The sequence below is a fragment of the Hymenobacter sp. genome (genome assembly GCF_036387835.1).
Lineage (GTDB): Bacteria > Bacteroidota > Bacteroidia > Cytophagales > Hymenobacteraceae > Hymenobacter.
The window spans coordinates 49320-62907 of the sequence record NZ_DASVSY010000115.1; the positions used below are offsets into that span (position 1 = coordinate 49320).

A 13588-nucleotide genomic window follows, 5' to 3' on the forward strand; every position below is an offset into this window, starting at 1 on the left:
AAAAAAATCTCTGAAATATTAAAAATCACGAGCATTTTCAGCAAAGAAATTAAAATTATTTTATCAGACAGGCGCATTTATTGCAATTAGTGTTTTACGATTGTATTGTTCGCAATTCAATAGCCCCGCACAAAAGGCAGGCAACGACAAATAATTTGCCGACGGGGAATGTCAAGGCAACCTGACTTTTTCCATGCTATCAAACTGCATCGTGGCAGCAGAAAAAACCGGGCGTTTTGTCGCCAGGAGGTGGCTGGAATCGTTGTGCCGCCTTTGGCTACCAACCTGTCGCCGCGAGGCCGCTAGTCTGTTGCTAGCCCTACATATTCTTCGACTTGCCTGCATACTTGCAGAAAAGAACAGGAGCTTTAGATTGACTCGGTCAGGCAGTAAGTGGCATAGCGAATCAGAGTTGAGCCACCGGTATATTTGATTATGAATCGGCGGACTGGACTGCGGCTATTAGGAGGCGTACTGGCAAGTCTGCTGGTGCTTTTCGCGCTTGACCTAGCCTTTCCGCTGCCGCGGGCCCCACTATATTCGCCTATTGTGCTGGCCGCCGACGGTACAGTGTTGCACGCCTACCTCAACCCCACGCAGAAGTGGCGCATGAAAACCGAGTTGCGCGAAATCACGCCCGCGCTGCGCAAAACCATCATCGAGAAAGAAGACCGGTGGTTTTACTGGCATTTTGGGGTGAATCCGGTGGCGCTGGTGCAAGCCACCGGGCGCAATCTGTTCGGCACGGGGCGCACCACCGGGGCCAGCACCATCAGCATGCAGGTGGCGCGGCTGCTGGAACCCAAGGAGCGCACCTTCGGCAATAAGCTGCTGGAAATGCTGCGCGCCACGCAACTAGAGGCACATTATAGCAAGGCAGAAATCCTGCAGCTCTACCTAAACCTAGTGCCCTACGGCGGCAACATAGAAGGCGTGAAATCGGCGGCGCTACTCTACTTCCAGCAGCCCCCCGATTACCTGTCGCTAGCCCAAACTGTAACCTTGGCCATCATTCCGAACCGGCCACGCGGGCTTGTGCTCGGTAAAAACAACGCCGCGGTGCTGCAGGAGCGCAACCGCTGGCTCCGCCGTTTCGGGGCCGCGGGCCTGTTTGCCAAGCAAGACGTGGAAGATGCCCTGCTCGAACCCTTGGACGTGCATCGTCACGCCGCCCCCACGCTGGCGCCACACTTGGCGCGCCGGTTGGTACGGCAGTTTCCGGGGCAGGCCATCATTCGCAGCAGCCTCAGCCGCAACAAGCAAAGCAAGGCCGAAGACCTTACCCGCAACTACGTGCGCCGTCTCTATGAGCTAGGCATTACGCAGGCAGCTGTGCTGGTCGTCAACAACCACACTCGTCAAGTGGAAGCCTACGTGGGCTCCGCTGACTTCCAGGACTTCAGCAACCAAGGCCAGAACGATGGTATAGTGGCCGTCCGCTCGCCGGGCAGCACACTCAAGCCGTTTCTCTACGCCTTAGCTATAGACCGGGGCCTCGTCACGCCCAAGCTGGTACTGCCCGACGTGCCCACCAACTTCCAAGGCTACCGCCCCGAGAACTTCGACAAGCACTGCAACGGCGAAGTGACGCTGGAACGCGCTTTAGCGTACTCGCTCAATATCCCGGCCGTGCGCGTCCTCAACGAGCTAGGCGTGGCCAATTTCACCGCCAAGCTCCGCCAAGCCGGCTTCCAAAGCGTAACGCGCAACCAGGCAAACCTCGGCCTGAGCAGCATCTTAGGCGGTTGCGGCGCCAGTTTGGAAGAGTTAACCAACCTGTATGTGACGCTAGCCAACGAAGGCCGGTATGCGAAGTTACAGTTGACAGCACCCCACTCCCCGGTCCGCTCCCTTCCGGGAGAGAGGGTGTCGAATGATTCACGTAAGAACTCTCCCCCGCCCCCGGAGAAAGTAGCACATCAAGCTGGTGTGGGGCCGGGGGGTGGGGTCCCGCTGGTCTCCCCCGCTGCTGCCTTCCTCACCACCGACATCTTGGCACAGCTCACGCGCCCCGATTTACCACTAGGGGCCGCCAGTAGCTTGCGCCTGCCGAAAATTGCCTGGAAAACCGGCACCAGCTACGGCCGCCGCGATGCTTGGAGCATCGGCTACAACAAACAGTATACCGTGGGCGTGTGGGCAGGTAACTTCAGCGGCCACGGCAGCCCCTCCCTGACGGGCGCCGACGTTGCTACGCCCCTGCTATTCGATGTCTTCAACGATCTGGCTTACAACTCGCCCAACGACTGGTTTGTACCGCCAGCCGCGCTGGACTTCCGGCTGGTATGTGTTGAAACCGGCTTGGTTCCGAATGAAACCTGCCCCAACCAGGTAATCGACTACTTTCTGCCCGGCGTATCGGAGGCGCGGCGCTGCCAGCATCAGCGCGAGGTGCTGCTGTCGGCCGATGGTGGCTTTGTGTATTGCCGGGCCTGCGCACCGGCGTCGGGTTTTCGGCGGGCTTTATACCCCAATCTGCTGCCCGAAGTGGCGGCTTACAAAGAAGCGCAGGGCATTCCTTACCAACGCTTGCCCCCGCACAACCCCGCCTGCCAGCTAGTGCGCGGCGGCACCGAATTGGCCCCAACTATCACCTCTCCTGCCGCCAACACCGAATACGTGCTTAACCGCCACGAGCAGCAACAGCTGCTGCTGAGCTGCACCACCGACAACGAGGTGCGCCAGGTGTACTGGTACGTTAACGACAAGTTTCTGCGGGCTGCTGCCGCCACCGAGCGAGTTTTCTTTAAGCCCCCGACCGGTCCTCTCAAAATCTCCTGCGCCGACGACCACGGTCGCAATACTGATGTAGTGGTAACGGTAAGTGAAATGTAATGCGCCGCCGTTTAAGCTATTGAAGCTTGATGCTTCATAATAGCAGCCGTCAGTTCCCGGCCATACACTTCCCAAGGACGAGCCCTGGCCGATTCGAGGGCGGCACGGCCGGCTTCGGCAACCGTGGCCGGGCGGCGAAGCATCTCTTCGATGGTAGAAACCAGGGCTCCCGTCGAGCCGGCTTCTACCAGCCAGCCGTTGCGGCCGTGCTCGATAAGATCGGGCCCCGCGGTACGGTCGGTGGTGATAACGGGCACGCCCTGCGACATAGCTTCGGTGATAACCAAGCCGAAACCTTCGAACAGCGAAGGGAAGACAAACACATCATGCTCCCGCATAATGGCCAGTACTTCGTCGTGGGGCAAGGTTGGAATCCAGCGGTGCTTGGCCAGCGCCTCATCTAAGGGCGGGCAGTTTTCGCTGGCTTTTCTTCCCACCACCGTCAACTCGACCCGCGGGCCTAGCTTATCGACGGCCGCAAAAAGGTTGGCGATGCCTTTGCGCTGCGAAAGGCCACCCACGAAAAGCAGCTTTAAGGGCCGGCCGCTGCCGAGGCCCGTATAGTCGCGGGGGGCGCCCACGGGCGGATAGCCGTACGGAATCACCTCAATGGGCGCCAACGTGCCGGGGTAATCCTGCAAGGTTTTGGCGGTGAACTGACTAGCCACAAAAATACGATCAGCCAGGCGCAACTCTTCGTCTTTGCGAGCCAGCTTGGCCGCCGAATCCTCGAAGCCGGTTAGGGTTGGTGCCCACGCTGGCCATTTTTCCCGCTCGGGCTCCAACAGCCGCAATGAAGCGCGCCAGTAGCCAATGGGCAGATCATATAAGCACTGCAACCCTAGCTTTTTGGCCGCGCGAAACGATTCTACCGCCCCATCTTCGTAGGCGTACACGCCGCGTACGCCGCGCTTCATACCTGCTGCCAACCGGTTCGCAATGCGTCGGTCGAGGCTTTGGTAGATGGCATCGACGCTGAAATACCCGGTTTCGTGGCGGTTCAGGTTAGCTAGTCCGGCTTTGCCAGCCAAAATCCGACCCGCTTGCCGCCAGGGCCACATGTGCGCGAAGGGCCTGAGCAGCGGATCGTAGCGGCGGCGCCTGATTTCGGCCAGTGGCCCAATGCCTCCCAACCCGTCCAGCACTGTACCCGGAAAAGACGCTATAGTGGTGTGAAACTCCGCCAGCAGATCTGCCTCCGCTAGTCCACTTGCCGCAGCACGCACGTTAGCATTCCCGGTGGGGTGAGAGTAGATCAGTTTCATGAAAAACAGTAGTTGATGCCGCTATGATTGGCTTTTGCCGCCAAGTACGCTTAAAGAATAAGAACCTGAATAGAATGGTCTACGTACGCTCCCCACGAGGTTACATACGGCCAAGCCGACGTTTCAGCGAAGCTATTAGCTATTTCCGAAACCTAGGACACTGGGTCAGGAAAAGGGGCCGAACTCTCGGGGAGCGGTAGCCGTGCCTTCGCTGCTACTTCGCAGCAGTTGAGAGAGCCAGCGCCATTACATGCGCTATTTCAGGAACAGTGCTGGTGAATGGCGGCGACTCAACCGTTGCAAGATAGCGTGCTAAGATACCTTGCTGATACTCCACTACCCCCGGAGGTAGCTCCACAGCCGGAATTCCGCGCGGCTGCCAGGCCCTCGCAATACAAAGTACGGGCAAGCCGTGCTCTATCATAGCGGCTACCGTGCCACTCTTTTCCGTTACCACCAAAGACGTGGTAGACAGCCCAATAGTACCATTGCGCAACACTTCTGAAACTTGCTCGGCGGACTGCTCCCCTACTATGTTGACGGGCAGCCCCTCGTCCTGCCAAACTTTGACAAAGGGCTCTAGGTTGGCCCCGCAACGGCCAACAGCAGTTAGTGAAAACTGGGTCGCGGTGCTTTTGGTTAGGTCGGAAGCTTCTTTAGCAAACTTTGCAATGGCCGTATCCGGATGAATAGTGCCGAACACAATGACGGATATGGTTTTCTTCGAGCTATCCGTTTCAGCTGCTGGTACTGGCTTTTTGTGCTTGCTTGTAACTGGTATGTTGGCGAACAAAGGAAGATAGTCGGCTTTAAAGCCGAGCCGATCAAGCAGCAGTTGATAAAGTCTGGTTTGGGTATGGATGATGGCGGGCTGAAGCGTTTTAACCATGGAGCGAATAAGCTGCCTCTGGACCCATCCCCATACGAGGTGTTTCATTGGAGCATCGATAAACACTCCAACCCACAACTCGTGAAACATAATATGCCACTGCCTGCCCCGGCCCAAACGCGCCAACGATCCACTTAAACTCCAAGGCAAGCCTTTGGGCTGGAAAGCGAAAGCGACATACTGCAAGCTTAACCATTCCGGATCTATCGAGTCAACCCACTTTTGGGCTAACTCATAACGGGTAGCATCTTTGTAGAAAGCAGGGATGCGTAAAACAGGCAGCTGTTCATTCTCCGCTGCCTGAACACCTGAAAACTCAGTTTTTATAGAATCGTTCAGAGCCAAGGCGGCTACCTGGTGGCCCTGGCGAATAAGCTCGGCTGCCAGTCGCCGGGTGTAATCACCTACGCCGTCGCGGCCTGGCTCCAGCGAACCGCAAATAAAAACTATTTTCATAAGTGCGTTATGAGTGCCTGCATTGTACCGTTTAATCAGAAACGAGTATTTTATGCAATAGCACTCTTATACTAAATCGAAATTAGGCAGGAGACTCCTGCCAAAAACGTTGCTGGATTTTTCTGAGACTAAATTCTTTCTGAGCCAATACCTTGGCATTAGCTGATACATTGCCTTTATCGTTCAGCACTTGCTTTATACTTTCCGCTAACTCATTAACGTCTAGCGATGTACAGCAAATACCTGAATTTGTTTTCTTTAAAAGATTACAGGCAGCACTCTCGCTCGGACCGTGGTAGAGAATAGAACCGGCGCCGCCTAAATAACTTATCATTTTGGTTGAGAGACTATACAGATAAAAGTCTGACACCATAAATTGTATTGGCAGGTATAAAATTGTGGCTGAATCAAGCTCCTCCTTTATCTCTTTATCGCTAATAAAGTCACGACGGTATTCCGTCTTAAATGCTTTGTTCTCTAAAAAGCTTACGTGTTGCGTGCCTCGTAACACCAGCGTGAAAGAAAACCCTTGTTGTGACAACAGATGTAAAGCATCGGCTAACACTTCGAACAACGGCAAATACTGGAGGTGTAAAAGCCCGGCAAAGTATATAGTGACGGTTGGTGGCACAACGGTATTAGGCGCCGAAAGCTCTTCTTCACTTACTCCATCCGTGATGGTTTCGAAATCCTTATCTCCGAATAAGCGCAAGTATTCTTCCCCAAGCTCTTTCGAAATCATTAACCTTCTATCGGCTTTATTCCAAAGGTCTCTTGTTTCTTCTAGTGTGGTGGTAGTAGTTGTGTAATGATCGTGGAAGGAAACCCACAGTGCTTTCCCTTTCCGGTATTTTTCATCGCAAAGTGCTGCCGTAAAAGGACCATGACTTATAACGTGCACCGCATCGTACGTAAGTTCGGCTGCTACTTTACGAATTTTATTGATAGTCGAATTACGAAATGTATTTCTCCGAAGCCATGAACTCCAAGTACGCATACGCCACCTCATCCAATCCCGCTGAATAGGAAAAGCATCAACAAATACTTCCTTGATGTTGCCAGTTTTAATCTCAGAATTAGCTGACTCTTGCACAACCAGCGAAACAGTTTGGGATTCATGGCCTTCGTACAAACGCCGAAGAACACGGCTTCCACCGCCATTTACAAACAAGGGAAAAGGCTGTACGGAAAGAAACTTCATTTTTCAGAAAAAATCAGGTTTAGGAGAATTGAATTCGACCAAGCAGTAAATACGATGGTTAAGCAAGGTTAATTATTACGCTGCTCCTATATATTTTATAAGCTCAACCATAAAGCTCTATCATTTTGATCGTACTATTTTCAATGTTCCATATATTATATACAGCAAAGCTTGAACGGTAGCAATAAATATATTGAATATAAGCACTCCTTTCAGCGTAGAAACATCAAGCATTAAAATTCCAATAATCACTGCTGCAACCTCAATGGTAATTGTTATGATAGGGTTGGTAGCCCAACCTCTGCTTGACACCAAAGAAAAGGATATACCTGTAATTAGGCTTAGGCAACTAGCCGCTACACTTAGTAGCAGCTCTGTATTCAGATCCGAATACTTTTTCCCTAATACCCACAGAACTTGGGTTGGAAACAACCAAACTGTGCCAATAATGCACAAGCTTATTAGCACCAGTCCTATTTGAATTTGAGCATAACGTGTGAGCAGCATCTTCCAGCCGGCCTCTAAACGGGCAAAGCGGGGCAATACCAACGTCGACAGCAGCATGGTAAACAAGCCGAGCATCACCGACAACCTGGATAGCGCTCCGGCCTGGGCAATGGAAGCCGTAGTACCGAAGATAGAAATCAGCCACACCGTAATTTGTCCGGAAGCACTGTAATAGACGGCACCGGGCAGCACCCGCTTCACCACCTTCAATATTTCCGTCCTAATTGTTGGATCGGGCTGCTGCTTGAGATCTGCGTAACCAGCCGAAATTTTGTGAAGCCGAAGATTACCCCAAATCTGAGGCAAGCCACCCGCCAGCACCGCTACAAAGGCCCAAGGAAAAACGAACATGGTCAGGAGCAGCAAAGCCAGACGGGCTATATTAACTCCTACCTGGTTTTTTTGCAGGGGCGTAATGTCTTGCTGCAGTTTGGGAGCAATTTCTAAGAGGGTGTTGGAAAGCGACGTTAAGAAAGTAGGAATGGTTGCCAGCACAAGTAGAATTGACATCACCCAGCTGGCGCCGTGATGCCGTAGCAGCACAAACAGCACCGGCGTAGCTACTAATAGGCTACCAATGGCAAATTTTCTACGCAAATCGAGGCCGGTGACAATCACTCTTCCGAGCCCCTCTCTGCTTTGCCAAACCTTCCCTCCCTGCGCCATTACGCCGGTTGAAATTCCGCCGTCAGCCAACAACACCATGGTACCCAGCATGGTGTTGGCCAGCGTATACAAGGCATACTCTTGGGTGGGCAGAATGCGGATAACTAAGATGCCGCAAGCAAATCCGATGGCTTGCACGACAATCTGCGCTGATCCTGTGATGGTAATTAGCCTTCCCCACTCTAATGCTCGTGCGTAAACTGGATGCTGTAATACTCGTTGAACGGTTGGTCTCATGAAATTTGCTTCACTAGAAAAGCTATACCTAGGTAAGGCTCACATTTAATAGAAATAATATATAGTTCTTATACTCGGCAGTTGAAATCTCAGCTAAGGTCAGGTTTGCGAGCTTATTTAAGCACTTGAAAATCTTGCACTTTTAGCTTGTGTTGCCGGCTTTTCACTCAGGGAAGTAGGTTTTAGCAGTTTACGCTATACTGCTTGTATCATTACAATATTTTATAAGCAAAATACATATTAGCAGGACATTTTGAAAGGTGCTTCTCTTTTGAGCCTGCAAGTTAAGAACATTAACTAGCTATGTTTTTGAAGAATTGAAAGGCCCAGAATAGCCTTCCAATGATAATAGCCCCTGAGTTTGGTCTCCTGACTTAAACTCGAAGGGACTATGTAGGGCTTTAAGCCCGCTGTAAAGTTGTTTGAACGCGTCACTGCCCAGGCCAGCTACTTACTAGCTGCTGCAAATGACAGTGCTTGGTTTAATTGCTGTTGAGGCTCGCAGGAACTACTACCACTACAGTTCTGCCAATCAGCATAAAAATAGCTACCCATCTAATTCGCCATGTTATCTCTTAAATAAACATGGCGAATTAGATGGGTAGCTATTCTTCAGTTGAAAAGCCGATCATAAGAAGCATTGTAATCTAAGTTTTGAATGCGGGCGCTTTTATATACGGCAGGCATTCCAACATAAATTTCATACGCTTCTGTTGATTTTGTTAAGAGTGACTTGGCGCCCAATACAGAACCTTTTCTCATGCGGACTCCACCCAACAACATAGCATCGGCTCCAATAAAGACGTAGTCTTCAAGCACTATTTCGCTTTGCCTGCCTTCGCACTGCGGATGATTCATATCATGATCCGCAGTCATTAGTTTCACATAAGGCGATATAGATACGTTATTACCTATCACGATACCGCCTCTGTTATCAAGTCGGCAGAATTGATTAATGGTGCTGTTCTCTCCCATCAGAAAAGTATCGGGCGTATTGAACTTGCATCCTAGATGAACAGTACTGCCTTTGCCGATAGTAAAACCCATTACTTGTTTATAATAGAAAAGCCTTATAGAATGGCTTGGCACGTAAGAGATAAAAAAATTACAAAGGTATATTTTGAACTCAAACCAAAATCCTCTCAATCTCATGGCTACAATACGCTTTGAGCAAGTCGTTTCACATATAAATAGAATACGTCTTTCTCGAAATGCTTGGTATTATTACAAAACGACAAAAATCTTCTAGCAAGCATTGTGGTATAATTAAATCCGCTTTTATTTTTGAAACTATCTTGATGGTAATCAAGAAAATCTTTTAAAAAACTCCTCGTCTCCCCGTTTGGTTTAGAAGAAGAATTCGACTCGTGCCTTCTATAGTAGCCCCATATTTGCGTGTCGTCGAAATACACTTTAGCTCCTTCTAAATAACACCTATACCATAATTCGTAATCACAAACCTGCGTATTCAAAAACAAGTTACCATCATCGAACTCCACTTTTTTCAGCAACTCTTTTCTAACTAAGCTGAAATTCCAGTGAAATGCAGACCGAAAATATAGTTGAGAATATAAATTACTAACCAATCCGCCTACTAAACCAACATGATCAGGATAGACGAATGTTCTACTTGTTCCGGTCACTAGTACTTCAAACTTTCCAGTTATAATATCTAGTGTGGAATCAGAATCTAGTCGTGATAAAAATCCTGCAACCATGTTTGGGTGCATGATGTCATCCCCATTAAATATTACGAAGTAATCGCCAGTAGCTTTAGCATAAGCTACATTCCAGTTCTCGCCGATACCTAAGTTACGAGGATTTCTGAAAAGCACTACTTTCGATTCATCAGCATATAATTTATTAAGCAATTCCCAAGTTCCGTCATTTGAGCAATCATCCTGGATAATAATTTCAACTTGATCGTGCGTTTGAGCCAAGCAGCTATCTATTGCTTGCTGAACATACTTAACCGCATTGTATATTGGAATTATTATGGAGACCAGACAAGATGCCGACATGTAAATTTACTGTTTGAAAAGAAAAATAATTTTAGAAACAGTAATTTCCAGCTTATTGAACACGTAACTTATTTAATTCGAGTGAAAATTAATTATACAATTAGCTAATATTATCGGTGCCTTTAAGCTGCAAATATACTTAAATGCATAACCTCAAGAAACTAACTTACCGTAAAACGCTTTTCTATTTGCTGGTAGTATTTTTATCGGCTGCCTGAAGCTGGACTAGTATCAAAATTCTGGTGTATATCGTAAGTGCAGAGGGATAAGTTCAATTTGTGTTGGTGCTTGAGTGTCAAACAAGGGTAATCGATGAGGCAGAAGGTGAGTGTAAATATATGTAAAAGTACAAATTATTCTTTGATAAGATCAGCTAAGTAGCTAAATAGAACTATTTGCGCAACTAAGTACAACTTTGAATTATTATATTATTTTATCCATCAATAGTATTCAAAGAACTTACATATTGACCGCTGCTTTTGTTTAAGCATACAACCTTTTGCTGGTATCCCTGTTTATTGGCCTTGCTCCCCTTTCGGATGCTGCTTTTGCGCTGTGCTGCTAATCTTAACTTATTCCTTGCTGAGCAGGCGTCATCGTACGCAAGTTCTACCGACCATGCAGCTTCACCTACCTACGCAGCATCCCTTACACCGGTTTTTTCGTTTGCCCTGCGGTCGATCCGGCCGCTTACCGTTCAGTTACGTAAGGTAGTAGCTGCTTTCACTAGTATATGATACACATAACACGGATGCACCGGCTTCTGCTTGGTATCCTCTTGCTTGCCCCGGTGTGGCTGCAGGCTCAAGCCCCTACACCTGCCCCTACTACCGGTCAACTTACGCTCGAGCAATGCCTGCAGTACGCACTGCAAAATCAGCCAGTGCTGCGTCAGGCTCGCATCGACGAAGAAACCAATGAAGCCACCATTCGCATTGGGTTGGCGGGTTGGTTGCCGCAGGTGGGGCTCAACGCCACCGGCCAGCACTACTTTCAGCTGCCGTACACCGTGTTTCCGAATGCCGACGGAGTGAACGTGCCACGCCAGATTGGCTTGCAAAACACTTCCACCGTGGGTGTTTCGGCCACGCAGGCGCTTTACAACAACGATGTGCGCCTGGCTTTGCGTAGTGCCCGACCGTCGCGGCAACTGTACCAGCAAAATACCGTTGGGACTCGTATTGATGTGGTAACCGATGTGAGCAAAGCCTTCTACGATGTGCTGCTCTCCCAACGGCAGCTCGACGTGCTCAAGGAAGACATCGTTCGGTTGCAGCGCAGCCTGCAGGATGCCAAAGCCCGCTACGATGCTGGCATTGTGGACAAGACCGACTACAAACAGGCCGAGATTCTGCTCAACAATTCTATTGTTGACCGCAAGCGCGCCGTGGAGGCCATCAACGCCAAGTCGGCGTACTTGAAGGAGCTGATGGGCCAGAATGGTGCGCAACCGCTGGTGCTACAGTACGACACGCTGCGGCTGATGCAGGATGCCACCGTGGACACCACCGTGACGCTGGAGCCGGCCAACCGCATCGAAATTCAGCGGCTGCAAACCCAGAAAGCCTTGCAGGAAGCTCAAATCAGCTACTACCGCTTAGGTTTCCTACCGGCAGTTTCGGCATTCGGCAACTACAACGCCGTGTTTCAAAACAACAACTTCGGCGACTTGTACAGCCGCCGCTTCCCCAACTCCTATGCGGGCGTGCAGCTGTCTTTGCCGATCTTCCAAGGCACTCGCCGCTTACAAAACCTACGACGGGAGCGGCTCGTGGATCAGCGCCTCGACCAGGATATTATTGCCACTCGCAACCGGATCAATACCGAGTTCGAGCAGGCGATGTCCAACTACAAGAGCAACTACGCCGACTACCTGGTGGGGCAGCGCAACCTGGCGTTGTCGCGGGAGGTGTACACGGTGGTGAACCTGCAATACCGCGAAGGCATCAAAACCTACCTCGATGTAATTGTGGCGCAAACCACCCTGCGGACGTCTCAACTCAACTACTACAGCGCCTTATTCCAAGTGCTGAGCAGCAAAGTAGACTTGCTACGCGCCCAAGGCAACCTAACCACTTCTTATTAATCAATGGAAGCTTTAGCCTTTGTTCTGCTGGCTATTGCTTTACGAACAGGATTATCCTGGAGCTGAACTGCACAGCCAAGCAGCTGTAAACTCCGGGCTCTCCTTTCCAAGCTGTATTTAATTCCCCTTATGAAGAAGATAGTTCTTGTCCTGAGCTACGCGGCAGGCCTGTTTGCCTGGACGAGCTGCGGCAACAAAGAAGCTGAAAAGCCAGCGGGTCCGCCGCCGGCAACCCCCGTTACGCTAGTAGACGCCCGCACCACCGACGCCGTGTACTACGACGAGTACCCGGCCACGGTGGTAGCCATTAATAACGTGGAGCTGCGCAGCCAAGTGGCGGGCTTCATCACGGGCATTTTCTTTAAGGAAGGCGACGTGGTGACCAAGGGCAAAACGCTTTACGAAATCGACCGGCGGCGGTACCAGGCGGCGTATCAGCAGGCGCAGGCGGCCCTGCGCAGCACCCAGGCCACTGTTCAGAATGCCAAGGTCAACCTGGACCGCTATGAGCGGCTGGCCCAGCAAGATGCTATTGCTCGCCAAATAGTGGACAATGCCTCTACGGCCTACGCCACCGCCCAAAGCCAGGTAGCTGAAGCGCAGGCCGGCGTGGCCCTGGCCCGCACCGACCTCGACTACTCGTTGGTGAAAGCTCCTTTCACGGGCCGCATCGGTATTTCGCAGGTGCGTCTTGGCTCACAAATCAGCCCTGGCACCACCCTGCTCAATACGATGAGCGCGGAAGACCCTATGGGCGTAGACTTTGTAATTACGGAATCCGACCTAACCCGCTTCGCCGACTTGCAGCGTCAAGCTCCGGGCCGCAACGACTCGACCTTTCGGATGGTACTACCCGATGGCACGCCTTACAATCAGCCAGGTAAAATTCTGGCCATCGACCGAGGTGTGGAACAAGGCACCGGAACCGTGCAGATTCGGGTGCAGTTCAACAACCCCAAGCGCCAGCTCAAGGATGGAATGAGCTCCGTGCTGCGCGTACTCAACCGCCAGTCGGGCCGCCGCATTGTAATTCCCTACAAGGCTATTGTCGAGCAAATGGGCGAAAACTTCGTGTTTGTGGCTGGCGACAGCAGCAAGGCCTATCAGCGCAAGGTGCAAATCGGCCCGCGCCTGCGCGACCAAATTGTGGTGATGGAAGGCCTCAAGCAAGGCGATAAAGTGATAACCGAGGGCTTGCAGCGCCTGCGCGATGGCGGTAAGATTCAGGTGGGTACGCCCGCCCAGGCAGGTGCCCAAGGCGGTGGTGCCCCGGCGACCGGATCCGCCAAATAACAAAGAATGTTCTGCTTGATCTGGCGTCCGCTTGTCGAAGCGTTTCGCTAGGGTGCTAATCCCATTTACCATTACAACGTCAGCACGCGAGATGCTTCGACAAGCTCCGCATGACGTTCTTGAATTTCCGCT

General features: G+C 51.0%; 9 protein-coding genes. 3 read left to right on the forward strand and 6 right to left on the reverse strand.

The annotated features are described in order from the left end of the window. Nucleotides 1-435: 435 nt before the first annotated feature. Nucleotides 436-2835 (forward strand): penicillin-binding protein 1C, encoded by a 2400-nt coding sequence (gene pbpC / locus VF639_RS22580; protein WP_331148218.1) that lies wholly within the window; start codon nucleotides 436-438, stop codon nucleotides 2833-2835. An 11-nt stretch (nucleotides 2836-2846) separates the two neighbouring features. Here pbpC and VF639_RS22585 read toward each other — a convergent pair whose 3' ends face one another. From VF639_RS22585 to VF639_RS22610, 6 genes are all read right to left on the reverse strand, one after another. Continuing rightward, entirely contained in the window at nucleotides 2847-4100 is a 1254-nt protein-coding gene (locus VF639_RS22585; RefSeq protein ID WP_331148219.1) for a glycosyltransferase family 4 protein, read from the reverse strand. Nucleotides 4101-4314: 214 nt separating this feature from the next. Next, nucleotides 4315-5445, reverse strand: coding sequence for a glycosyltransferase family protein (locus VF639_RS22590; protein WP_331148220.1), 1131 nt, complete (start codon nucleotides 5443-5445; stop codon nucleotides 4315-4317). Nucleotides 5446-5527: 82 nt separating this feature from the next. Then, a complete protein-coding gene (locus VF639_RS22595) occupies nucleotides 5528-6646 on the reverse strand; it encodes a glycosyltransferase (RefSeq protein ID WP_331148221.1) in 1119 nt (372 codons plus the stop codon). A gap of 120 nt (nucleotides 6647-6766) precedes the next feature. Next, complete coding sequence (locus tag VF639_RS22600) at nucleotides 6767-8056, reverse strand: MATE family efflux transporter (protein ID WP_331148222.1); 1290 nt, start codon at nucleotides 8054-8056, stop codon at nucleotides 6767-6769. A 612-nt stretch (nucleotides 8057-8668) separates the two neighbouring features. Further along, nucleotides 8669-9103 (reverse strand): acyltransferase, encoded by a 435-nt coding sequence (locus VF639_RS22605; RefSeq protein WP_331148223.1) that lies wholly within the window; start codon nucleotides 9101-9103, stop codon nucleotides 8669-8671. A gap of 107 nt (nucleotides 9104-9210) precedes the next feature. Beyond that, entirely contained in the window at nucleotides 9211-10077 is an 867-nt protein-coding gene (locus VF639_RS22610; protein ID WP_331148224.1) for a glycosyltransferase family 2 protein, read from the reverse strand. A gap of 733 nt (nucleotides 10078-10810) precedes the next feature. On the opposite strand from VF639_RS22610, the gene VF639_RS22615 reads away from it, so the two are divergent. Both VF639_RS22615 and VF639_RS22620 read left to right on the forward strand, forming a co-directional pair. After that, nucleotides 10811-12163: a TolC family protein gene (locus tag VF639_RS22615; RefSeq protein WP_331148225.1), complete on the forward strand. Its 1353-nt coding sequence runs from the start codon at nucleotides 10811-10813 to the stop codon at nucleotides 12161-12163. A 129-nt stretch (nucleotides 12164-12292) separates the two neighbouring features. Beyond that, on the forward strand, nucleotides 12293-13456 hold the full coding sequence (locus tag VF639_RS22620; protein ID WP_331148226.1) for an efflux RND transporter periplasmic adaptor subunit: 1164 nt from the start codon (nucleotides 12293-12295) through the stop codon (nucleotides 13454-13456). Nucleotides 13457-13588 lie beyond the last annotated feature (132 nt).